General features: G+C 67.3%; 25 protein-coding genes. 11 read left to right on the top strand and 14 right to left on the bottom strand.

The features are described 5' to 3' along the window. Nucleotides 1-38 precede the first annotated feature (38 nt). The gene (argB, locus tag BLQ58_RS25200) at nucleotides 39-956 is read right to left on the bottom strand and encodes an acetylglutamate kinase (RefSeq protein WP_066735077.1); all 918 of its coding nucleotides are present in this window, start codon (nucleotides 954-956) and stop codon (nucleotides 39-41) included. A gap of 156 nt (nucleotides 957-1,112) precedes the next feature. Between argB and BLQ58_RS25195 the strand changes: the two genes are divergently transcribed. Together BLQ58_RS25195 and BLQ58_RS25190 are read left to right on the top strand one after the other, a co-directional pair. Continuing rightward, complete coding sequence (locus tag BLQ58_RS25195; protein WP_092602909.1) at nucleotides 1,113-1,334, top strand: cysteine-rich CWC family protein; 222 nt, start codon at nucleotides 1,113-1,115, stop codon at nucleotides 1,332-1,334. A gap of 63 nt (nucleotides 1,335-1,397) precedes the next feature. Next, nucleotides 1,398-2,339 carry a LysR family transcriptional regulator gene (locus BLQ58_RS25190; protein ID WP_092602908.1) on the top strand — a complete coding sequence of 314 codons (942 nt, stop codon included), beginning with the start codon at nucleotides 1,398-1,400 and terminating at the stop codon, nucleotides 2,337-2,339. Between the two features lie 55 nt (nucleotides 2,340-2,394). Here BLQ58_RS25190 and BLQ58_RS25185 read toward each other — a convergent pair whose 3' ends face one another. Beyond that, nucleotides 2,395-2,892, bottom strand: coding sequence for a copper chaperone PCu(A)C (locus BLQ58_RS25185; RefSeq protein WP_092602906.1), 498 nt, complete (start codon nucleotides 2,890-2,892; stop codon nucleotides 2,395-2,397). A 204-nt stretch (nucleotides 2,893-3,096) separates the two neighbouring features. Here BLQ58_RS25185 and BLQ58_RS25180 point away from each other — a divergent pair, with 204 nt between their 5' ends. Together BLQ58_RS25180 and BLQ58_RS25175 are read left to right on the top strand one after the other, a co-directional pair. Further along, nucleotides 3,097-4,470 carry an ATP-binding protein gene (locus BLQ58_RS25180; RefSeq protein WP_092603055.1) on the top strand — a complete coding sequence of 458 codons (1,374 nt, stop codon included), beginning with the start codon at nucleotides 3,097-3,099 and terminating at the stop codon, nucleotides 4,468-4,470. Continuing rightward, nucleotides 4,470-5,084 (top strand): response regulator transcription factor, encoded by a 615-nt coding sequence (locus BLQ58_RS25175; RefSeq protein WP_092602904.1) that lies wholly within the window; start codon nucleotides 4,470-4,472, stop codon nucleotides 5,082-5,084. The genes BLQ58_RS25180 and BLQ58_RS25175 overlap by 1 nt, the downstream gene beginning before the upstream one ends. Before the next feature lie 36 nt (nucleotides 5,085-5,120). Here the strand turns inward: BLQ58_RS25175 and BLQ58_RS25170 are convergent, their stop codons facing one another. Beyond that, nucleotides 5,121-5,447, bottom strand: a complete 327-nt coding sequence (locus BLQ58_RS25170) for a hypothetical protein (protein ID WP_092602902.1) — start codon at nucleotides 5,445-5,447, stop codon at nucleotides 5,121-5,123. A 302-nt stretch (nucleotides 5,448-5,749) separates the two neighbouring features. Here BLQ58_RS25170 and BLQ58_RS25165 point away from each other — a divergent pair, with 302 nt between their 5' ends. Continuing rightward, nucleotides 5,750-6,307, top strand: a complete 558-nt coding sequence (locus tag BLQ58_RS25165; RefSeq protein WP_092603053.1) for a YcnI family copper-binding membrane protein — start codon at nucleotides 5,750-5,752, stop codon at nucleotides 6,305-6,307. Nucleotides 6,308-6,385: 78 nt separating this feature from the next. Here the strand turns inward: BLQ58_RS25165 and hslU are convergent, their stop codons facing one another. The 4 genes from hslU to BLQ58_RS25145 form a co-directional block, all read right to left on the bottom strand. Continuing rightward, entirely contained in the window at nucleotides 6,386-7,717 is a 1,332-nt protein-coding gene (hslU, locus tag BLQ58_RS25160) for an ATP-dependent protease ATPase subunit HslU (protein WP_092602900.1), read from the bottom strand. Nucleotides 7,718-7,736: 19 nt separating this feature from the next. Continuing rightward, nucleotides 7,737-8,273 (bottom strand): ATP-dependent protease subunit HslV, encoded by a 537-nt coding sequence (gene hslV, locus BLQ58_RS25155; RefSeq protein WP_092602898.1) that lies wholly within the window; start codon nucleotides 8,271-8,273, stop codon nucleotides 7,737-7,739. Between the two features lie 273 nt (nucleotides 8,274-8,546). After that, nucleotides 8,547-9,533 (bottom strand): tripartite tricarboxylate transporter substrate-binding protein, encoded by a 987-nt coding sequence (locus BLQ58_RS25150; RefSeq protein WP_092602896.1) that lies wholly within the window; start codon nucleotides 9,531-9,533, stop codon nucleotides 8,547-8,549. A gap of 239 nt (nucleotides 9,534-9,772) precedes the next feature. Next, nucleotides 9,773-10,684 (bottom strand): alpha/beta fold hydrolase, encoded by a 912-nt coding sequence (locus BLQ58_RS25145; RefSeq protein ID WP_092602894.1) that lies wholly within the window; start codon nucleotides 10,682-10,684, stop codon nucleotides 9,773-9,775. 194 nt (nucleotides 10,685-10,878) lie between these two features. On the opposite strand from BLQ58_RS25145, the gene BLQ58_RS25140 reads away from it, so the two are divergent. The 6 genes from BLQ58_RS25140 to BLQ58_RS25115 all read left to right on the top strand — a co-directional run bounded on the left by BLQ58_RS25140 (nucleotide 10,879) and on the right by BLQ58_RS25115 (nucleotide 17,715). Continuing rightward, nucleotides 10,879-11,412 (top strand): Fur family transcriptional regulator, encoded by a 534-nt coding sequence (locus tag BLQ58_RS25140; protein WP_092602892.1) that lies wholly within the window; start codon nucleotides 10,879-10,881, stop codon nucleotides 11,410-11,412. A gap of 55 nt (nucleotides 11,413-11,467) precedes the next feature. Next, nucleotides 11,468-12,547, top strand: coding sequence for a CobW family GTP-binding protein (locus BLQ58_RS25135; protein ID WP_092602890.1), 1,080 nt, complete (start codon nucleotides 11,468-11,470; stop codon nucleotides 12,545-12,547). A 354-nt stretch (nucleotides 12,548-12,901) separates the two neighbouring features. Beyond that, the gene (dksA, locus tag BLQ58_RS29580) at nucleotides 12,902-13,588 is read left to right on the top strand and encodes an RNA polymerase-binding protein DksA (RefSeq protein ID WP_228771094.1); all 687 of its coding nucleotides are present in this window, start codon (nucleotides 12,902-12,904) and stop codon (nucleotides 13,586-13,588) included. Nucleotides 13,589-13,804: 216 nt separating this feature from the next. Beyond that, a complete protein-coding gene (locus tag BLQ58_RS25125; RefSeq protein ID WP_092602888.1) occupies nucleotides 13,805-15,001 on the top strand; it encodes a GTP-binding protein in 1,197 nt (398 codons plus the stop codon). Continuing rightward, on the top strand, nucleotides 14,991-15,446 hold the full coding sequence (locus tag BLQ58_RS25120; RefSeq protein WP_092602886.1) for a hypothetical protein: 456 nt from the start codon (nucleotides 14,991-14,993) through the stop codon (nucleotides 15,444-15,446). Before BLQ58_RS25125 ends, BLQ58_RS25120 begins: the two co-directional genes overlap by 11 nt. Before the next feature lie 109 nt (nucleotides 15,447-15,555). After that, entirely contained in the window at nucleotides 15,556-17,715 is a 2,160-nt protein-coding gene (locus BLQ58_RS25115) for a TonB-dependent receptor (protein WP_092603051.1), read from the top strand. A gap of 93 nt (nucleotides 17,716-17,808) precedes the next feature. On the opposite strand, the gene BLQ58_RS25110 is transcribed toward BLQ58_RS25115, so the two are convergent. The 7 genes from BLQ58_RS25110 to BLQ58_RS25080 form a co-directional block, all read right to left on the bottom strand. Then, a complete protein-coding gene (locus BLQ58_RS25110; RefSeq protein ID WP_092602884.1) occupies nucleotides 17,809-18,360 on the bottom strand; it encodes a GNAT family N-acetyltransferase in 552 nt (183 codons plus the stop codon). Between the two features lie 2 nt (nucleotides 18,361-18,362). Beyond that, on the bottom strand, nucleotides 18,363-19,307 hold the full coding sequence (locus tag BLQ58_RS25105) for an MBL fold metallo-hydrolase (protein WP_254776145.1): 945 nt from the start codon (nucleotides 19,305-19,307) through the stop codon (nucleotides 18,363-18,365). Next, the gene (locus tag BLQ58_RS25100; RefSeq protein ID WP_092602882.1) at nucleotides 19,304-19,555 is read right to left on the bottom strand and encodes a DUF1289 domain-containing protein; all 252 of its coding nucleotides are present in this window, start codon (nucleotides 19,553-19,555) and stop codon (nucleotides 19,304-19,306) included. The genes BLQ58_RS25105 and BLQ58_RS25100 overlap by 4 nt, the downstream gene beginning before the upstream one ends. Continuing rightward, on the bottom strand, nucleotides 19,552-20,055 hold the full coding sequence (locus tag BLQ58_RS25095; protein ID WP_092602880.1) for a YbaK/EbsC family protein: 504 nt from the start codon (nucleotides 20,053-20,055) through the stop codon (nucleotides 19,552-19,554). Before BLQ58_RS25095 ends, BLQ58_RS25100 begins: the two co-directional genes overlap by 4 nt. An 18-nt stretch (nucleotides 20,056-20,073) precedes the next feature. Next, nucleotides 20,074-21,006: a hydroxymethylglutaryl-CoA lyase gene (locus BLQ58_RS25090; RefSeq protein WP_092602878.1), complete on the bottom strand. Its 933-nt coding sequence runs from the start codon at nucleotides 21,004-21,006 to the stop codon at nucleotides 20,074-20,076. 65 nt (nucleotides 21,007-21,071) lie between these two features. After that, nucleotides 21,072-22,013: a 2-hydroxyacid dehydrogenase gene (locus BLQ58_RS25085; protein WP_092602876.1), complete on the bottom strand. Its 942-nt coding sequence runs from the start codon at nucleotides 22,011-22,013 to the stop codon at nucleotides 21,072-21,074. Between the two features lie 127 nt (nucleotides 22,014-22,140). After that, on the bottom strand, nucleotides 22,141-22,478 hold a 338-nt coding region (locus BLQ58_RS25080), incomplete at its 5' end, for an integrase core domain-containing protein (protein WP_139186124.1).

The following is a 22,478-nucleotide window of genomic DNA, read 5'->3' as shown; positions in this document are numbered from 1 at the left end:
CGGGAACCCGCGCCAGGCGGGTTCCCTGACGGACGCGCTCAGTGCGAGCGGATCATCGTGCCGAAGGCCTGTTCGGTCAGGATTTCCAGCAGCAGCGAATGTTCGATGCGGCCGTCGATGATGTGGACCGAATGCACGCCGCTCTTGGCGGCGTCCAGCGCCGACGAGATCTTCGGCAGCATGCCGCCGGAAATCGTGCCGTCGGCGAACAGTTCCTCGATCTCGCGCGCCGACAGGTCGGTCAGCAGGTTGCCCTTCTTGTCCATCACGCCCGGGATGTTGGTCATCATGACGAGCTTCTCGGCCTTCAGGATCTCGGCCATCTTGCCGGCCACGACGTCGGCGTTGATGTTGTACGCCTGGCCGTCGTCGGAAAAGCCGATCGGCGAGATTACCGGGATGAATGCGTCATCCTGCAGCGCCTTGACCACGGCCGGGTTGATCGCCTCGATATCGCCCACATAGCCGATATCGATGAAGGTACCCGGGTTCTCGCGGTCGGGCATCTGCAGGCGCTTGGCGCGGATCAGGCCGCCGTCCTTGCCGGTCAGGCCCACGGCCTGGCCACCGTACTGGTTGATCAGCATGACGATGTCCTGCTGGACTTCGCCGCCGAGCACCCATTCCACCACTTCCATGGTTTCCTCGTCGGTGACGCGCATGCCCTGGATGAACGTGCCGACCTTGCCGACCTTCTTGAGCGCCTCGTCGATCTGCGGGCCGCCGCCGTGGACCACCACCGGGTTCATGCCCACGAGCTTCAGCAGGATCACGTCGCGCGCAAAGCCGTGCTTGAGCTTTTCCTCGGTCATCGCGTTGCCGCCGTACTTGACCACAATGGTCTTGCCGTGGAACTTGCGGATGTAGGGGAGCGCCTCGGCAAGGATTTCAGCCTTGAGAGACGGGGCGATGGCCGCTACCGACGTGGTGGCAGGCCCAGGATTGTCAGCGTTCATGGCTTCGGACATTCCGTGTGATCTGGAGCAGGTATCATGACGAACCGTCCGCCTGACAGGGCGGTACGGGGCGAGCCGGCATTGCGGGCAGGCGCCGATTCTACAAGAAACCGGCGGCGGCATTGCAATCGCGGCAATGCAACAAGGATACACGCCATGACCGACCCCTCGACGATACAGACCGGCCGGCTGCGCCCCGTGGAGCATTGCAGCGCCTGCGGGGCCGCCTTCGTCTGCGGGTATGCGGCCGGCCTGCCGGAATGCTGGTGCGCCAGCCTGCCGCTGCTGCCGGCGCGCCAGATCGTGCCGGGCCAGCATTGCCTGTGTCCCGAGTGCCTGAAACGTCGTCAGGCTGAGACACCTCTCCATTCACAGTGAAAATTTTCGCTCCTGCGTTCGGCGAATGACAAAACGGACGCAGTCCGGTTTAACATTCGCGACATGAATAGCCTACGCGGAATCGATCTCAACCTGCTGGTGGTGCTGGAAGCACTGCTGGCCGAACGCCATATCTCGCGCGCCGCGCTGCGGCTGCAGCTGAGCCAGCCGGCCGTGAGCCATTCGCTGGCGCGGCTGCGGCAGTTGCTGGACGACCCGCTGCTGGTGCGAGGCCAGGGCGGACTGGTGTTGACGCCGCGCGCCCACGAGCTGACCGGCCCGCTGGCCGAGGCGCTGGCGCAGGTGCGCATCCTGCTGGGCCCGGGTGGCTTCCAGCCGGCCACGGCCCGGCGCACGTTCCGCCTGGCGATGTCCGACTATGGCGCCCTGGTGGTGTTGCCCCGCCTGCTGCGCGCGCTGCGCCGGGCGGCGCCCAATATCGATCTGGTCGTGACGCAGTCCAGCCGCGAAGCCATGACCGCGCAGATCGCCGACGGCGAGCTGGACGTGGCGCTGGCCGCCTTTTCGTTCGAGCCCGAGGGCGTGCGCACGGCGGTGCTGTTCGATGACGATTTCGCCTGCGCGGTGGATGCGGCCACGGTGCGCGACACCGGCCGGCTGGACCACGTGGCCTACCTCGCGCGCTCGCATGTGCTGGTGACGGCCGCCACCGAGCGCGGCGAGGCCATCGACGCCGCCGTGACGCGGCTGGGCGGCCGGCGCAAGATTGCCTGCGCGGTGCCGCACTGGAGCGTGGCGCCGGGACTGATCGTCGGCACCAACATGGTCCTGACCACGGCCCGGCGCAGCCTGGAAGCCCTGGCCGACCCGCGTCTGGCCATCTTCGAGGCGCCGTTTACGATCCCGGGCTTCAGCTACAGCATGATCTGGCCCGAAAAGGCCGAGGCCGATCCCGGCCATACCTGGCTGCGCGAACGCGTGCGCGAGGCCGCTACGTCAGCCGACGCCGACGCCGAAGCGGCCGCCATCAGCCTGCGCGGCTGACCCGGCGGGCCAGCCCGGCGCCGCCGGCCCAGCCCGGTCAGTGCTGTGGTCCCGCTCAGTGCTTGTGATCCATGTGGCCGGCGTGGCCGCCCGACTGGGCCGACGCGGTCACGTCGCGCACCTCGGCCTTGACGGTCTGTTCCGTCACCTTGCCGTTCTGCTCGATCTTCAGCGTGATGGGCACCGTATCGCCGGCCTTGAGCTGCTGCTTCAGGCCCATCAGCATCACGTGATAGCCGCCCGGCTTGAGCTGCACGTCCTGCATCTTCGGCAGGTCCAGCGCCTGGATCTGGCGCATGCGCATCACGTTGTTGTCCATCTTCATTTCGTGCAACTCGGCCGTGGCCACCGGCGACGACACGCCGACCAGCTTCGCCGCGTCGTGCGCGTGCAGCGTCATGAACGCGCCGGACGCGGTCTGGGCCGGCACGGTGCCGCGCACCCAGGCGTCGCTGACGTCGACCTGCGCCATGGCGTGGGCGCTGGCCAGCAGGCCGGCCAGGCCAAGGGTGACGATGGAAGCGGCACGCGCCGCACGGACTTTGGCTTGCATGGGGAACATCTCCACGATTCGGATCGAAGGCGACAACATTGAGGGCGACCATTAGACCATGGCTGGCCGGACACCGCCCGCCGCCTTGCCGTCGCCGTGCCCGTCGCCGGATAGCCCGACAGTCTGGCAGCCCCGCCGGCCACCCAGAATGCGGCACGGTGTCGCATGACGGGCAACCCGCCGCAGCATTGCTACACTCGCGCCATGCACGCCTCGATCGACCTGCCCCCTACCCCGCTGCCGGCCATCTTCGGCATGCCGGCGCAACGCCATAGCCTGGTCAGCCTGCGCCGCCTGTGCTGGCTGCGCTGGGCCCTGCTGGCCGGCCAGGCCATGCTGCTGGTGTCGTGCGAATCGGTGGCCGGCATCATGCTGCCGTACAAGCCGCTGCTGTTCCTGTTCACGGTCCAGACTGCGTTCAACCTGTATTCGGTGGCGCGGCTGCGCTGGCACGCCACGCGCGGCTCCATGCCCGGCGATGGCGAGCTGATGGTGCAGATGATGGTGGACCTGACCGCGCTGTCGGCCATCCTGTTCTATACGGGCGGCGCCACCAACCCGTTCGTGTCGTTCTACCTGCCCGGGCTGGCCATCGCGGCGGCCATCCTGCCGTGGCGGCTGGTGGTGGTGCTGGCGGTCTATGCGCTGTCCTGCTATTCGCTGCTGCTGCTCGAATACCTGCCGTTGCACCTGCACAACCCGGACAACGCGGTGAACTATCACCTGGCCGGGATGTGGCTGAACTTCGTGGCCAGTGCCGTGATGATCGCGTTCTTCGTGGCGCGGCTGTCGAACGTGCTGCGCCAGCGCGACGCCCAGTTGAACCATGCGCGCGAACTGCTGCTGCGCGAGGCGCGCGTCGAGGCGCTCAACGACCAGGCCGCCGCCGTGGCACATGAAATCGGCACGCCGCTGGCCACGCTGGCCGTGATCGCCGGCGAACTGCGCGCCGATGCCGAGGACGCCCGGCGCGGCGCCACCACCGTGGCCGGCTACCTGCCCGATTTGCGCACGATGGAGCAGCAGCTCGAACTGTGTCGCTCGATCCTGGCGCGGCTGCGGGAAGATCACGAGACGCTGGCCCCGCAGCGCATCGACGCCTGGATCGCTTCGTTTGTGGAACGCTGGCAGTTGCGCCATCCGCAGGCCAGCCTGCAGGCCGACGTGCTGCCCGAGGCTGCGGCGCAGGCCGTTGATACGGCGCGCGTGAGCCAGATCCTGACCATCGTGCTGGACAACGCCGCACGCAGCCAGTACGGCGAGGGCGGCGGCACCCGTCAGGCTCCGCCGCTGGCGCTGACCGTATCGGTGGACGCCGACACGCTGGTCTGGCGCGTGACCGACCACGGCAGCGGCATTGCGCCGGGGCTGCGCGCGCAGCTTGGCGAAGCGCCGGTGGCCAGCAGTCACGGCGGCCAGGGCATCGGCCTGTATCTGGCGCAAAGCGCCGCCCGCCAGCTTGGGGGCGGGCTGGCATGGCTCGACAACCCCGCCGGCGGCACGGTGACAGAGCTGCGCCTGCCGCTGGCCGGCGCAGCCGCGAACCCCCTCTCCCTGCAATCCGATTTCCAACCGTAATGACCGACGCACCTGCCGACGCACTTGCCGCCGTACCTGCACCCGACGCCACGCCTTTCCTCGTGATCGATGACGACGAGGTGTTTTCCGGCACGCTGGCCCGTGCGCTCACGCGCCGCGGCTATGCCGTGCAGGTGGCGCACAACGGCGGCAGCGCGCTGGCCCTGGCCGCAAAAACGCCGTTCGCCTATGTCACGCTGGATCTGCATCTGGGGCCGCCGCCCGAGGCCAGCGGCACCGCGCCGGCCGAATCGGGGCTGCATCTGGTGGCGCCGCTGCGCCAGGCGCTGCCCGACGCACGCATCCTGGTGCTGACGGGCTACGCGAGCATCGCCACGGCCGTGGCAGCGGTCAAGCAGGGGGCCGACGAATACCTGGCCAAGCCGGCCAACGTCGATTCGATCCTGACCGCGCTGATGGCAGGCGTTTCGGAAGAGGCGGCCGAGGCCGCGCTGGAAGAACCGGTGCCGCTGTCGGTGGCCCGGCTGGAATGGGAGCACATCCAGCGGGTGCTGACCGAGCACGGCGGCAATATTTCGGCCACGGCGCGGGCGCTGAACATGCATCGACGCACGCTGCAGCGCAAGCTGGGCAAGCGGCCGGTGTCGCGCTGATTCCGGCTGACTGGCTTCCCGGCCCGACCCGCGGTGTTACAGGCGCAATTGCACGTAGTCCCAGCCCAGATCGTCGTCCGAGGCATCGGCCATGCGCACGGCGTCGCTGGCGTGGCGGTCGGCCAGCGTCACGAGCGCACCCGAGGCCATGGCCGTGGCGGCCACGACGGCGCGGCGCTCGGTCTGGTCCGCGGCCTTGGCCACGTTGACGGTCGGCACCGCCGCCGCATGGGCGTTGGTCATCACGCCGGGGCGGATGCAAAGGAACACGGTGGCGGCGGTAATGGCGGCCACGACGCCGGTGGTGGCCATGGCCACCCGGCGCTTGCGCACACGGTTGCGCTTGAAGAAGGTTGTACGCATGGCTGACTCCCTTTAGGTGTTTGCGCAGGATGCGGTGGCTCCCGCATCGGTCCCATCGACCAGGACGGTGACAGACAAGGTGCGCAAGGGTCGCATTTTCTTCAGGATTGGCGCCAGTGTGCTTACCAATGCTTACGACGGTTACGGGTGCGACAACGGGCTGCCCGCCTTTGAAACACCGCTGACTTGAAACGGGCGACGCGCGACCGCCCGCCGCGCTGCGGCACCACGTCGCACGTCGGCGCCCGGTGCGCAAAGTTAGACTGATGCACTTTGTCACACAGTCGGACGACTCCCGCTCCATGATCCCGCGCATCCTCGCTGCCGCCCTGCCCACCGCCCTGTCCGTTGCCCTGCTGGCCGCCGCGCCGCTGGCCTCTGCCCATATCGTCTTCGAACAGAAGCAGGCGCCCGCCGGCAGCTACTTCAAGGGCGTGCTGATGGTGGGCCATGGTTGCAATGGCAGCGCCACGAAATCGGTCACGGTGACCATCCCCGAAGGCGTGCAGGGCGCGCATCCGCAGCCGAAGCCGGGCTGGCAGCTCGACGTCCAGCGCGCGAAGCTGGCCAAGCCCTATACCTCGCATGGCAAGACGGTCGAGGACGATGTGCGCACGATCCGCTGGTATGGCAACACGCTGGCCGACCAGCATTTCGACGAATTCCGCCTGCTGATGAAGCTGCCCGAACAAGGCGGCAAGCTGTACTTCCCGGTGGTGCAGGAGTGCGAGAACGGCAAGTCGGAATGGACGCAGGTTCCGGTCGAAGGCCAGAACCCGCGCGAGCTGAAGTCGCCCGCGCCGGCGCTGGAAGTGATCCCGGTGGATGCCCATGCCGGGCACGCCGGCCACGCGCACTGACCGGGGCAACCTGCCCCGCGCAGGCAAAAAAATAGCCGGACGGCTGTCCGGCTATCTTGATGGCGGAAGCCCCGCGCGTCACAGCACGTAGCGCGACAGGTCCTCGTTGCCCGCCAGGTCGCCCAGGCGTTCATCCACGTACGCGGCGTCGATCGTCACGGTGTTTCCCGACGACTTCGTGGCGTGGAACGACAGGTCTTCGAGCAGGCGCTCCATCACCGTGTACAGCCGGCGCGCGCCGATATTCTCGACCTTCTCGTTGACCGAGAACGCGATCTCGGCCAGGCGGCGGATACCGTCCGGCGCGAACTGCAGGTCGACCTCTTCGGTCTTCAGCAGCGCCTGGTACTGCTTGGTCAGGCTGGCGTCGGTCTGCGTCAGGATCGCCTCGAAGTCCTGCACCGACAGCGATTCCAGTTCCACGCGGATCGGGAAGCGGCCCTGCAGCTCGGGGATCAGGTCGCTCGGCTTGGACAGGTGGAACGCGCCCGACGCGATGAACAGGATGTGGTCGGTCTTGACCATCCCGTACTTCGTGTTGACGGTGGTGCCTTCCACCAGCGGCAGCAGGTCGCGCTGCACGCCCTGGCGCGACACCTCGCCCCCGCCCACGTCGCTGCGGCTGGCGATCTTGTCGATCTCGTCCAGGAACACGATACCGTTCTGCTCCACATTGGCGATGGCCTTGTGCTTGAGCTCTTCCTCGTTCAGCAGCTTGGCGGCCTCTTCGTCGATCAGCAGCCTGAACGCTTCCTTGACCTTCATCTTGCGGCGCGCCTTCTTGCCCTGGCCCAGGCCGGCGAACATCGTGCGGATCTGCTCGGTCATGTCTTCCATGCCGGGGGGGCCCATGATGTCCATGCTCGGCATGCCGGCGGCCACTTCAAGCTCGATGTCCTTGTCGTCGAGTTCGCCCTGGCGCAGCTTCTTGCGGAACACCTGGCGCGTGTTCGAGTCCTTGTCTTCCTGCTGCTGGAAGCCGATGTCGCGCGGCGGCGGCAGCAGCACGTCCAGCAGGCGGTCCTCGGCGGCGTCCTCGGCCTTGGTGCGCACCTTCTTCATTTCGGACTCGCGCGTCTGCTTGACGGCCATCTCGGCCAGGTCGCGCACGATCGTGTCGACGTCGCGGCCCACATAGCCCACCTCGGTGAACTTGGTGGCTTCGATCTTGATGAACGGCGCATCGGCCAGCTTGGCCAGGCGGCGCGCGATCTCGGTCTTGCCCACGCCCGTGGGTCCGATCATCAGGATGTTCTTGGGCGTGATTTCCTGGCGCAGCGGCTCGTCCACCTGCTGGCGGCGCCAGCGGTTGCGCAGCGCCACGGCCACGGCCTTCTTGGCCTTGTTCTGGCCGATGATGTGCTTGTCGAGTTCGGAAACGATTTCCGACGGTGTCATGGTTTGCGACATGGGAATCCGTGGGGGCGCGTCAGTCGATGGTCTCGATGACGAAGTTGGTGTTCGTATAGATGCAGAGTTCGCCGGCGATGGTCAGGGCCTTCTCGACCACGTCCTTCGGCGACAGCTCGGTGTTCTCGACCAGCGCCTTGGCTGCCGATTGCGCGTACGCGCCGCCCGAGCCGATGGCCGCAATGCCGCCTTCGGGGTCGAGCACGTCGCCGTTGCCGGTGATGACCAGCGTGGTGTCGCGGTCCGCCGTGATCAGCATGGCTTCCAGGCGGCGCAGCGCGCGGTCCGAACGCCAGTCCTTGGCCAGGTCCACCGCCGCGCGGGTCAGGTTGCCCTGGTATTTCTCCAGCTTCGCCTCGAAGCGGTCGAGCAGCGAAAAGGCGTCGGCCGTGCTGCCGGCAAACCCGACCAGCACCTTGCCGTTATAAATGCGCCGGACCTTGCGGGCCGTCCCCTTCATCACGATATTTCCGAGCGTGACCTGGCCGTCACCGCCCAGTGCGACCTGATTGCCGCGGCGGACGCTGACGATGGTGGTGCCGTGATACTGTTCCATGGTGCCTTTGCGTGAGAGGTGTTCAGCGGCGTAGGTGGCGCCACATGACCGGCTTTCAAGAGGCGGCTATGCCGGCGACGATCTTCCAATATAGGAAATCGCCGATTCGGGCGTCGGGTCGGACCCGACCGGCCCCGGCTGCACATCGCCCCCGGCAGGTACGCCGCAAATAGAAAAAGGCCACGCAGCGCGTGGCCTTTTCGGCACCGGAGAGCCCCCCGGGGGGGCAATCGGCGGTCGGTCGGCGAGTTAGTCCGCGAGTTAGTCCGCGAGTTAGTCCGCGTATACGCCAGCCTTCTTGATCACCGGCGTCCACTTGTTGATTTCCGACGTCAGGAACGTGCGCAGCGAATCCGGCGTGGCGCGCTGGGCCGGTACGGCTTCGGCCCCCAGTTCCGCCATCTTGGCGCGGAAGGTCGGGTCTTGCACCGACTTCTGCAGCGCGGCCGACAGCTTGTCGATGATCGGCTTCGGCGTGCCCTTCGGCGCGTACATGGCGTGCCAGATCTTCACTTCCACGCCCGGCATGCCCTGTTCGGCGGCGGTCGGGATGTCCTTGAACGCTTCCACGCGGCGCGACTGCATCGCAGCGTACGGCTTCAGCGCGCCCGCCTTCAGCTGGCCGGCGATATTGGTGGTCTGGTCGCACATCAGGTTGACCTGGCCGCCGAGAATATCGGTCAGCGCCGGGGCGGTACCCTTGTACGGCACGGTGGTCAGCTCGGTCTGGAGCGCGCTCTGGAACAGCAGGCCGCACAGGTGCGAGGCCGAGCCGATGCCGGCGTTGGCCAGCGACAGCTTGCTGGCGTTGGCCTTGATGTACGGCACCAGGTCCTTGAACGTGGCGGGCGGCAGTTGCTTGTTACCCACCAACACCATCGGCACGTCGGCCACTTCGCCGACCATCTCGAAATCCTTCAGCGGATCGAAGCCCAGGTTGCGGTACAGCGCCGGCGCCGTGGACATGCCGATATGGTGGATCAGGATCGTATAGCCGTCGCCCTTGGCCTGCGCCACCTTCTTGGCGCCGATGGTGCCGCCGGCACCGCCCAGGTTTTCGATCACGATGGTCGTGCCCAGATGCTTGGACATGATCATCGTCAGTTCGCGCGCCACCTTGTCCGTCGGGCCGCCGGCCGCAAAGGGCACCACCGCCTGCACCGGCTTGTTGCCCGGGTATTCCTGCGCCTGCGCTCCCGTGAAGACACCCACGCCGGCAACGGCCAGCGCGGCTGCAATATTCAATGCAACTCGTTTCATTACGTCTCTCCTGTTCCCTCTTGGATTCCCGTTCCAACGCTGCGGGTGCCGCCGGGCTTTGTCGTTGTTCGCGACCCCCGAGCGCGTCGATCCATATCGGAAAAACGCGGTGACCATCGGCACGATGTATGGATTCCAGACAGCGTCAAACCCCGCCGACAGGCGGAGCCGGAGGTGGATGTTAGCAATCGCGAACAAACACCAGATATAGGGGCTAACCCGCGAGAAAGTGGCGTTTCTTACGAGAATGTAATGAATTTGAGGATTTCTTCGAGAAGCGGTTCGGGCGCTTCTTCGGGCAGGTAGTGACCGCACGGCAGCGTGCCGCCCGTGACGTTCGTGCCCACTTCCTGCCAGAGCTGCAGCGGCTCGAAGCAGCGGGCCACCACGCCGTGCTCGCCCCACAGCACGCGTACCGGCATCTGCAGCTTGCGGCCGGCTTCGCGGTCCGCGCGATCGTGGTCGAGGTCGATGGTGGCGGCGGCGCGATAGTCCTCGCACATGGCATGCACGCGCGCCGGTTCGCGCATCGCGGCGACGTAGGCGGCCATGGCATCGGGCACGAACGGGCTCGGGCCCGCGCTCGGGTGCCGCAACCCGAGCAGCCGCTCGATCAGGAACGCGGGCTCGGCATTGATCAGCGTTTCGGGGAACGGCGCCGGCTGGATCAGGAAGAACCAGTGCCAGTAGGCGGCGGCAAACGCCATGTCGGTGGCCTCGTACATGGCCAGCGTCGGCGCGATGTCGAGCAGCATCAGCTGGCTGACCGCGCCGGGATGATCCATGGCGAGCCGATGCGCCACGCGGGCACCGCGATCATGGGCGCACAGCGCAAACTGCCGGTAGCCAAGCTGGCGCATCACCTCGACCTGGTCCTGCGCCATCGCGCGCTTGCTGTAGACATCGTGCGTGGCGCTGCCCGGCGGCGCGCTGCTATTGCCGTAGCCGCGCAGGTCGGTGGCGATGACGGTGAAGCGGTCGGCCAGCGCCGGCGCCACCTTGTGCCAGATCAGGTGGCTCTGCGGGAAGCCGTGCAACAGCAGCAGCGGCGGCCCCGAGCCGCCCCGGACGCCACCAATCTCGACGTCGCCCACCTTCAGGCGAAACCATTCGAAGTTGGGAAACAGCAACGCGCTGGCGTCGTTCTGCATGACAAGGTCTCCGGTTGTGGTCTGGCCTGCCTGCCGATCATAGGACTTTTTCCGCAGCCCAGAGGCTTCCCGGATGCCGCGCGGTGACCTACCAGACGCCTTGCCGGATGCCGCCCGGCGGCTTCCTCCGTCGCAAAAACCCTGTTTGTGCAACTGAATTGCAACTCGCCGGGGCCTATGGTTAAATCGTCGGCATGAACCGCCCCACTCCTCATTCGCACGCCACGCCCGCGTCCGACGACGCCGGTGCCGGCCGCCTTGACGCGGCGCAGGCGCGCCTGCGCCAGCTTGGCGCGCGCGTGACGCAACCGCGCGTGGCCATCCTGGCGTGCCTGATCGACGCCCAGGCGCCGCTGACGCACCAGGAAGTGATCGACCGCCTGCCGGCCGATGGCGACGTGGACCGCGTGACGGTGTACCGGGTGCTGGACTGGCTGGTGGACCAGGGCCTGGCGCAGAAGCGTGCAGGCAACGACCGCGTCTTCCGTTTCACGCTGCTGGAGCACGAGGCCGCGCGCGCCGAAGTGCATCGTCAGCACAGCCACTTCCATTGCACGCGCTGCGACCGCACGTTCTGCCTGGAATCGGCCGGCAAGTCCGTGGCGCCCAAGGTGCCCAGCGGGTTCGCGGTCGATCACGTGGAACTGACGGTCAACGGGGTCTGCGCGGAATGCGGCAAGGTGCGCGCGGAGTCCGGCAGCCAGCCCGGCGGCCATGCCGGTCACTGAATAGATATAGATACGGGCGACCTTTCGATCCCGGCTTTCCTCGGAGCAGAACAATATGTCCAAACTGATTCCGGTCACGATCCTGACCGGCTTCCTAGGCAGCGGCAAGACCACGCTGCTCAAGCGCATCCTCAACGAGCAGCACGGCATGAAGATCGCCGTGATCGAAAACGAGTTCGGCGAGGAGAACATCGACAACGAGATCCTGGTGCAGGACGGCCGCGAGCAGATCGTGCAGATGAGCAATGGCTGCATCTGCTGCACGATCCGGGGCGACCTGGTGCAGGCGCTGTCCGACCTGATCACCCAGCGCGACGAAGGCAAGCTCGACTTCGACCGCGTGGTGATCGAGACCACCGGCGTGGCCAATCCGGGCCCGGTGGCGCAGACCTTCTTCATGGACGAGGAAATCGCCTCGCGCTACCTGCTGGACGCCGTGATCACGCTGGTCGACGCCAAGCACGGCAACATGCAGCTGGACAAGCAGGAAGAAGCGCAGCGCCAGGTAGGCTTTGCCGACGCAATCTTCATCACCAAGTCCGACCTGGTCGACGCGGCCGGCATCGACGACCTGCGCCACCGCCTCAAGCACATGAACCCGCGCGCACCGATCCGCACGGCCAATTTTGGCGAAACGCCGATCGACACGATTTTCGACCTGCGCGGCTTCAACCTGAACGAGAAGCTGGAGATCGACCCGGAATTCCTGCGCGCCGACGAGCACGACCATGACCACGAGCATGGCGAGCACTGCGGCACCGACTGCGGCCACGACCATGGCCACGATCACGGTCACGACCATGGCCACGCGCACGACCACCATCACCACCACCACCACACCGACCGCATCGCGTCGTTCGTCTTCCGCAGCGACAAGCCGTTCCACTACGGCAAGCTGGAGGAATTCCTGTCGGGCATCCTGTCGGTCTACGGCGAGAAGCTGCTGCGCTACAAGGGCGTGCTCTATATGGAAGGCGTGGACCGCAAGGTGGTGTTCCAGGGCGTGCACCAGCTCATGGGCAGTGACGTGGGCGCCAAGTGGGAAGACGAAACCCCGGGCACCAAGATGGTGTTCATCGGCGTGGACCTGCCGCGCGACGCCATCCTGAAGGGCCTGGCCGCCTGCCTGGCCTGACTTTCCCCCGGGCGCGCCGCCAGGTGCGCCCGCCGCCGCTTGGGCGGCCGGGCGCCGCGCCACCCCCGGCAGCGCCCGCTACCCTCCCCTTGGGTGGGAATATCGGGAAAACTCCTGTCTCTTGTCGGTCTTTCTCCCATATCTCCGAAAAATTTGTTCAAGTACAATAGGCCGGATTTGATACGGGCGGCGCACCTCTGGGCGTAGCCGGTATTTGCAGGGCGGCGGTCGTCGTCAGCATGAGGCACAGCCGCCAGCAGGCGCGGTCGTTGGCTTCGTGCGGAGACCGCCCTCCGCATGGGGACCAACGATCGGTGCGCCGTCACTCTTCGACGCGTTGAGAGAGGTGTCCCCATGACAGCCGCAACAAAGACCAAGGAAAGCCGCAGCAAGACAGGTACCGCTGCGGCGGAGACGCTCAAGGCGCCGCCCGAAAAGGCGACGCCAGCTCCCCGCGGCAGTACGGCGCACGCCGATGCGGGCGAGGCCAAGGGAGGCACGCGAAGCAGCAAGACTGCAGCCAGCCAGAGTGAAACAGCCGCTCCGCGCAAGCGGGCGGCCACTGCACCCGAGCGGACGAAGACGCCGCCGGTCGCATCAACAAGAGAATCAGCAGGAACCATGAGCAGCAACAAACTTCTGACTGAAGCTGAAATCCTGAAGATGAGCGACAAGGATTACATGAACGAGGCGCAGCTCGCCTTCTTCAAGAATCGCCTTGAGCAGCTTCGCGACGAGATCCTCAAGAATGCGGACCAGACCACGGAACACCTGCGCGAGACGGTCATCGTGCCGGATCCGGCGGACCGCGCGACGATCGAAGAAGAACACGCACTCGAACTGCGCACGCGCGACCGTGAGCGCAAGCTGCTGAAGAAGGTGGAGCAGTCGCTGCAGCGCATCGAGTCCGGCGACTACGGCTGGTGCGAGGAAACCGGCGAGCCGATCGGCGTGCCGCGCCTTCTGGCCCGCCCGACCGCCACGCTGTCGCTGGAAGCCCAGCAGCGCCGCGAACTGCGCCAGAAGCTGTTCGGCGACTGATCGTCTCCGGCGGTCACCCGCGCGGCTGACCCGCTCCGACGCCCAACGGCCCGGTCTTCCGGGCCGTTTTGCTTTGCGCGCCCCATCGTCCCGGTTGCGATTGCCTTTGTGGCGTCACGGCTACGGCACTACCATTGCGGAATACCGCCAGCCTGTTGCCGCAGCCGGCTTTCTGTTACAGTCGCAACTTTGTTGCAATAACCTCGTCCTTTCGTCATGGCCGCTCGCCTGCCCGTCACCGTGTTGTCCGGATTCACCGGCGCCGGCAAGACCACCGTGCTGCATCAGCTGATGTCGCAGCCCGGGGTACGCCTGGCCGTGGTCGACAGCCGCGCCGACCTGCTGGCCGAAGTGGACCGGCTGGCCCAGACCGGCCAGTACGACTTCGCCGTGATCGAGGCCGATCCGACCGACGAACCGCTCGGTATCGCCGAAGCCTTCGCGTTCGAGGACGCCCACGGCGAGCAGTCGCCCGGCGTGGCGCACCTGGACACGCTGGTGACCGTGGTCGATGCCAGCCGCTTCCTGACCGACTATCACGACGCCGACTTCCTGTCGGCGCGCGGCCTGGCCGCCCACGATGACGACGACCGCACCGTGGTGGACGTACTGATCGACCAGATCGAAGTCTGCGACGTCATCGTCATCAACAAGATCGATCTGGTCGACGCCGGCCAGCTGGGCCGCCTGCACGTCGTGCTGCGCGCGCTGAACCCGCGCGCCAGCCTTGTCGATGCCAGCCATGGCAACGTGCCGGCCGCGCAGGTCCTGGGCACCGGCCGCTTCGACATGGAAGCCACGCCCAACGCGGCCGGATGGCAGGCGGCGCTGCAGAACGACGCGGTGCCCGACGCCGCCGGCATCGCCACGCTGGTGTACCGCCGCCGCCGCCCGTTCCATCCGCAGCGGTTTGCCGACCTGATCCACACCGAATGGATGCGCGAGCATGGCGACGTACTGCGCTCCAAGGGCCTGTTCTGGCTGGCCAGCCGCATGGACATTGCCGGCGACTGGAGCCAGGCCGGCGGTGTCTGCCGCCCTGGCGCGGCCGGTGCGTGGTGGGCCGCGATCGATGCAGAGGAATGGCCGGCCGAAGGGCTGGCACGTGCCGCCATCGAGGCCGATCTGCTCGAAGACGGCCTGCCCGCCGCCTATGGCGACCGCCGCCAGGAACTGGTGCTGATCGGCGCCGACCTGGACGTGCCCGCGCTGGAAGCCCGGCTCGACACCTGCCTGCTGACCGACGACGAAATGGCGGCCGGCCCCGAGGCCTGGGCGGCGTATCCCGATCCGTTCCCCGACTGGGGCGATGCGTTCGACGACGATCACGATCACGATCACGATCACGATCACGACCACGGTCACGACCATGACCATGGCGACGGGCCGTGCGACTGCGGGCATGCGCACTGAATTCCCGCTCTTCTCCCGCTGGCGCGCGCGCGGCATCGGCTTCTGGCCGGCGCTGTGCCTGGTTGCGTGCCTGCTGCTGGCGCAGCACGCGGGCCTGGTGCACCGCGTGATGCATGGCGGGCTGCAGAACGCGCCGCAGGCCGCCGCCCAGATCGATGCCACTGATTCCACCGCATCCACAGATTCCACAGATTCCACCGCTGCCTCGGAAGGCGCCGCCGACGCAGGCCACGCCGAACCGTTTTCGCTGAAACTCGGCCTCCACTCGTGCGTGCTGTTCGACGGCGCGACGCTGGCCGACACCCACTTTGGCAGCTTCGAGCTGCCGTCGCTCGCCTTCGGCAAGCCGGTCAAGCCGGCCAACCTGGCCTACCGCTGGCCCGATCTGCCGGCGGCACACGCCTTCCAGTCCCGCGCCCCGCCAGCCGCCTTCGCATTCGCCTGACCTGCAGCCGTGTGGGCGGGGCGATGTCCCGCGCCCGCGCACGCCTGACCGGGCGCGCCGCGCATTTGCCGTGGCTGCGCCCGCCAATACCGAATTCGAATCGCGAGCCATGTACTCGAAATCCAACCGTACTCTGGTGGTGCGTCGCACCCCGCTGGCGGCGCTTGCCGCATTGATCACCGCGGGCCTGTCCTCGCACGCCATCGCCCAGGCCGCCGCTCCGGCCGCCCCCGAAGCCGCACCGGCGGCCGCCGCACAACCTGCCGCCCCGACACTGAAGGAAGTGGTGGTCACCGCCAATCCGCTCGGCAGCGACCTGAACGACATGGTCGCCCCGGTCTCCACGCTGGGCGGCGACGCGCTGGCCGTGCGCCAGGCCAGCACGCTCGGCGAAACGCTGAACAGCATGCCGGGCGTCACGTCGAGCTACTTCGGCCCGAACGCCAGCCGGCCGGCCATCCGGGGCCTGGACGGCGACCGCATCAAGGTGCTGCAGAACGGCGGCTCCACGCTGGACGCCTCCACGCTGTCCTATGACCACGCGGTGCCCATCGACCCGCTCGTGGCCGAGAAGATCGAAGTGGTGCGTGGCCCGGCGGCGCTGATGTACGGCGGCAACGCCGTGGGCGGCGTGGTCAACGTGATCGACAACCGCATTCCGCGCGATCCGGTTACCGGCGTCTCCGGCGCGGCCGACGTCAGCGGCACCATCGGCGGCGACAAGGGTCGCAACGCCAGCGGCATGCTGGAAGCCGGCAACGGCAAGTTCGCGGTGCACGCCGATGCCTTCGTACGCCAGACCAGCGATCTGCGCATTCCGGGCTACGCCCGCAGCGGCACGCAGCGCGCCACCCAGCCGCTGCCCGAAGGCGAGAGCGAGGCCTACGGCAAGATCCCGAACACCAATGCCCACCAGGAAGGCGGCTCGATGGGCGGCTCGTACACGTGGGCCGACGGCTTCGTGGGCGCCAACTGGTCGACCTATCGCAACGACTACGGCACGCCAGCCGAGGAAGACGCGCGCATCAAGATGCGCCAGGACCGCTTTGCGCTGGAGGGCGAGTCGCGCAACCTGGCTGGCGCCACCAACGGCATCTTCGAATCGGTCAAGGGCAAGTTCAGCTACACCGACTACGAGCACCGCGAGATCGAGGGCGGCGAAACCGGCACGACCTTCAAGAACCACGGCTGGGACGCCCGCCTGGAAGCCACGCACGGCAAGATCGGCAACATGACCGGCGTGATCGGCACGCAGTTCGGCCATACCGACTTCTCCGCCCTGGGCGAAGAGGCCTTCGTGCCGAGCACGACCACCGACAACGCCGCGTTCTTCGTGTTCGAGGAACTGCCGCTGATCTCGTCGGGCGACCTGAAGCTGAACTTCGGCGGCCGCCTGGACCACAGCAAGGTGAAGGCCAGCGCCAACGGCAACGACCGCTTCAGCGATGCCGAGCGCAGCTTCAACGCCGGCAGTGCATCGGCCGGCCTGCTCTACAAGCTCAACCCGGTCTGGACGGTCACCTCGAACCTGTCGTACACCGAGCGCGCGCCGACGTTCTACGAGCTGTACGCCAACGGCCCGCACCTGGCCACGGGATCGTTCGAAGTGGGCGACCCGAACGCCGCCAAGGAACGCGCCACGTCGATCGACCTTGGCATGCGCTTCAAGCAGGGCAACCATAGCGGCAGCGTGTCGGGGTACTACAGCCGCTTCCAGAACTACCTGGCGCTGCTGAACACGGGCGGCTATCGTGACGCCGAAGGCAACGTGGTGGCCGCCGGCAGCGACGGCGCGCTGCCCGAACTCCAGTACATGGGCGTGCCGGCCACGCTGTACGGCTTCGAGGCCGAAGGCAAGACGCGCCTGCTGCAGAAGATGCTGACCACCAGCGATTCGCTCGACTTCGAAGCGCGCGCCGACTATGTCCACGGCGAGAACCGCAGCAACGGCCAGCCGCTGCCGCGCCTGTCGCCGCTGCGCCTGGGCGGGTCGCTGGTCTACGCCGCCGGCCCGTGGGGCGCCCGCGTCAACGTGGACTGGAATGCCCGCCAGAGCCGTGTGCCGACCGGCGATACGCCGACCGACGCCTACACGATGCTGGGCGTGGCGCTGACCTACAAGATGAAGCTGTCGGGCACGCAGACGCTGTTCTATGTCCGCGGCGACAACCTGACCAACACCGAGGCACGCAGCGCCACGTCGATCCTGCGCGATATCGCGCCGCTGCCGGGTCGCAGCGTGCGGATCGGGATGCGCACGCAGTTCTGACGGCTGAATTGCCGCTGGCCGGCTGGTTTGCGCCCTTCTCCCGCCCGGCGGCAAAGGGGCGCAAGCCAGCGATACGCAAACGTCCCACCGGCCCTATCGGCCCATCGAAAATGACTCGGGTACCAGCGAATACACCGCCGCCGGCACGGGCCGCCCGCGCAGAATCAGGCGATTGCGGGCGATGCACTCGAACCCGGCACCGATCTTCTCGGCGACGGCGCGGCTTGCGAGGTTGGTCTCGACTGCCACGATCTCCAGCCGCGTGAGCCCAAGCGTGTGAAAGCCGTAGCAGGCCATCATCGTCGCCGCGCCCGACGCCAGTCCCTTGTGCTGCTGGCTCTGCCGGATCCAGTAGCCCAGGTTGCCCGTGTTGTCCTCGCGGCGGATCTGATTGATGGCCACGCCGCCGTAAAGCTCGCGGCCGTCGGGCGAGAACACGCCGATGTCGTACGCGGCGCCCTCATCCATCATCATCGCGCACCGCTCGAACCACTCGCGCGCATCGTAGATGCTGTAGTCCGCCCGCGCCCACGGCATCCACAGCCCCACCGTCGGCATCGACTCGCGCACCGCCATCACGAACTGGGCCTCATCGCTGGCGCGGAACGGCCTGAGCTGGAACGCCTGGCTGCGCAGCGGCTGCATGGTCAGTCCCGGTTGGCCACCAGGTTGCCGTCACGCTGCAGCGCGCCCACTTTCTCCAGCGCCTGCAGGGTCTGGTCGAATACCGCTTCCAGCGACTGGCCAGGCGTGAAGCGCGCATGCATGCGCTGCATCAGCGGCGTGGCGGCGAACCACGTGAACAGGGCGTCGCGCGGCAGCGCCTGGGCTTCCAGCAACTTGAACTTGGCCAGCACGCGCATCGCATGCGTGGCGTTGCGCAGCGGATCGGCCTGCAGGTAGTCCAGCCGGCTTCGCGCACGGGCCACGGCGCCGGCCACATCGTCGAACACGCGGCCATGGCCGGGAATCACCAGCCGGGCGTCGAGGGTGTCGATCAGCGACAGGATGGCTGCCTGCTCGGCGAAACCGCTTTCGCCGTCAAGCTCGGGAAAGATCACGCCGAAACCGTTTTCCCACAGCGCGTCGCCCGAGATCAGGATGCGCTGCGCCGGCGCGAACAGCATGACCGCGTGCGGGTCGTGCCCCGGCGCGGCGATCACGCGCCAGTCGATGCCGCCCAGCCGCAGCGTGTCGCCGTCGTGCAGCACCTCGTCGAACGTGAAACGCGCGCACTGCTGGCCGGTGGCATCGAAGCTCAGGGCATCGGTATCCCAGGCCGTCACCGCCGCTGCCTCGGCGGCAGGGATGGCCGTGCGCGGTTGCCAGCGTTGCTGGAGCGCCGCGTTGCCGCCGCAGTGGTCGGAATGCAGGTGGGTGTTGATCACGCGCCGCAGCGGACGGCCGTCGAGCGCGGCTTCCACCAGCGCCACGGTCTGGGCGGCGTGCGTGACGTAGCCGGTATCGACCAGCGTGGTGTCCTGCGTGGCATCGTCGATCCACAGCACGTTGTTCGCGGACAGCCAGCCGCGTTCGAAGACGCGCATCGTGGCGGGCAGCCCGAACGCCCCCGATGCGATGGCCGCGCTCATGCCGCGTTGCCTTCGCAAAGCTGCGGCACGCGCGCCGGCAACAAGGCCCAGACGCGGCGGCGTTCTTCGTCGTCGGCACCCGACCACGCCGCGATCTCGGCAATGGTCCGCAGGCAGCCTTCGCAGTAGCCGCTGTCGCGGTCCATCTTGCAGATGCTGCGGCACGGTGACGGCACCGGCGACACGATCTGCGCCGCAGCCGCACCGCGCACCAGGTCAGCCAGAAGCCGGCGACGGGCGGGCGTCATGCCTGGGCCTGCGGGCCTTGCGCCACGTCGGCCACTTCCGCGCCGGTCATGGCCTGCAGCTGTTGCGGCGTCAGGTTGAACACCGCATGGGGATGGCCGGCGGCCGCCCAGACGCTGTCGTACTGGAACAGGTCGGCGTCCAGCAGCATCACCGGCTTCACCGCATGGCCGATCGGGCAGACGCCGCCAATGGCGTAGCCGGTCTTCTCGCGCACGAACTTCGCGTCGGCCTTGCCCAGCTTGCCCACGCGGGCTTCCACCTTCGTCTCGTCCACGCGATTGCTGCCGCTGGCGATCACCAGCACCGGCACATCGTCCTCCACGCGGCGGAAGATGATCGACTTGGCGATCTCCGCCACGGTGCAGCCCAGCCCGGCGGCGGCCTCGGCCGAGGTCTTGCCGGTAGCCGGCAGCATCACCACCGGCCGGTCATGGCCAATGCCGGCTAGCAGGTCCGCCACGCGCTGCGCGGATTCGGGAAGCGTCGGGTTTTCGCTCATGCTTGTTGTTCTCCTGGTTCAGACACAGACCGTGGCGTCGGCCGCTGCCGCCCACTTGGTCAGCAGCGCCTTGCCCACGCGCGAGCTGTTGGCGCGGCCGATGGCCTGCGAGATATAGTCGCCGGCCCGCACCACGGCCTCCAGATCGATGCCGGTATGCAGGCCCATGCCCTGCAGCATGTACAGCACGTCCTCGGTGGCCACGTTGCCGGTGGCGCCCTTGGCATAGGGGCAGCCGCCCAGCCCCGCCACCGACGCGTGGAAAATGGCGATGCCCACTTCCAGGCTGGCCAGGATGTTCGACAGCGCCTGCCCGTAGGTATCGTGAAAGTGCCCCGACAGCCGGTCGATCGCGAATTCGGCCGATGCGGCGCGCATCACCTCCTGCACCTTCAGCGGCGTGCCCACGCCGATGGTGTCGGCAATGTCGATCTCGTCGCAGCCCAGCTCGCGCATGCGGCGCACCACATCGACCACGGCATGCACCGGCACCTCGCCCTGGTACGGGCAGCCGAGCGCGCAAGAGATGCTGCCGCGCAGGCGGATGCCCTTCTCCTTGGCGGCGGCGGCCACCGGCGCGAAGCGCGCGATCGACTCGGCGATCGAGCAATTGATGTTCTTCTGCGAGAACGCCTCGCTGGCCGCGCCGAAGATCACCACTTCGTCGGCACCAGCCGCCACGGCGCCCTCGAAGCCCTTCATGTTCGGCGTCAGCACCGAATACAGCGTGCCGGGCCGGCGTTCGATGCGGGCCATCACCTCGGCCCCGTCGGCCATCTGCGGCACCCACTTGGGCGACACGAACGACGCGGCCTCGATATTGACGAAGCCGGCGTCGGTCAGCTTGTTGATCAGCGCCACCTTGACGTCGGCCGGCACCATCGCTTTCTCGTTCTGCAGGCCGTCGCGCGGCCCGACTTCGACGATCTTCACATATTGGGGGATGGTCATGCTTGTCTCCTCGGTCCCTCTGTCCTCTTGTCCTGCCGCCGTGGCGTCCCTGGGCCGGTCGTGGTCTAGTAGCCGCGCTGCAGGTCCACCACGCCGGCAATCGGCTTGCCTTGCGCCAGCAGGCGGATCTTGCCGGCGATCTGCGCGATGCTGTCCTCGCGCAGCGTCAGCGCGGAAATATGCGGCGTGATCGTGATGCGCGGCTCCTGCCAGTACGGATGATCGGCCGGCAGCGGCTCGGTGCGGAACACGTCCAGCGTGGCGCCGGCGATCTGTCCGTCCTGCACGGCCGCCAGCAGGTCCGCTTCCACCAGGTGCTGCCCGCGCGCCACGTTGATCACATAGGCGCCCTTGGCCAGCCTGTAGAGCAGACCGGTGTCGATGATGTCCTCGGTGTCGGGCGTCAGCGGCAGCACGTTGACCAGCACCTTCAGGCCGTCCAGGAACGCCCCTTGCCCGTCTGCGCCATGGAACGACTGCACGCCCTCGACCGTCCTGGCCGAACGGCTCCAGCCACGTACCGGGAAGCCGAAGCCGGCCAGCGTGCGCGCGATGTGCGAGCCCAGCGTGCCGATGCCCATCACGCCGATCGTGAAATCGGCGCGGCGGTGCGGCTTCAGGAATTTCCACGTGCCGGCCTGTTCCTGCGTGGCATAGGCATCGAGCTTGCGGAAGTAACGCAGCACGGCGGCGGCCACGTACTCGCTCATCTGGGCGGCCATGCCGGCGTCGTCCAGGCGCACGATCGGCACGCCGGCGGGCAGCGCCTCGGGGTCGTTGTCGCGCAGGCGCAGGATGCCGTCCACGCCGGCGCCGAGATTGAAGACGGCCTTCAGGTCCGTGCGGCCGCGCAGCATTTCCAGCGGCGGGCGCCACACCACGGCGTAGTCCACGCGCTGGCCCTGGCTTTCCTCCCAGGTCACGCATTGCGCTTCGGGCAACACTTCGGCAAAGCCCTCGATCCACGGCGCGTAGCGGCCATCCGGCACGTACAGCTGCAACTTCATCTCGACTCCATCGTTATACGGGTTAGGCCAACGATTATGCGCGCTTTCGGTTTCGCCGTCGGGCGGGTGTGCGATTACCGGCAGGAGGATGCGCGTCCCGGTTTTGCTCTGTAGTGGTCAAGTTTTTTCAGACAGGTGTTAGGGTGGTCTGTTGGAACTTGTCCTCGTAGTCTGTTGGCGACGCGTAGCCCAGTGTCGAATGCAAGCGCACCGGGTTGTAGAAGTCCACGATGTACTGTGTGATGTCGCGCCGGGCTTCGGCCCGGTCGGTGTACCGCCTCTGCCAGACCCGCTCCATCTTCAGGTTTAGGAAGAAGCGTTCGGCTACGGCGTTATCCCAGCAATCGCCCGACCGGCTCATGCTACAAACCAGGCCGTGGCGCGCCAGCAATCCCTGGTACTCCTCGCTTGCATACTGGCTGCCCCGGTCCGAATGCACGATCAGTCCGGGCGCCGGATTGCGCT

It is taken from the genome of Ralstonia sp. 25mfcol4.1 (genome assembly GCF_900104095.1).
Taxonomy (GTDB): domain Bacteria; phylum Pseudomonadota; class Gammaproteobacteria; order Burkholderiales; family Burkholderiaceae; genus Cupriavidus.
Note: the sequence above shows the minus strand (reverse complement) of the source record. Positions and strands in the feature narration are given on the sequence as shown.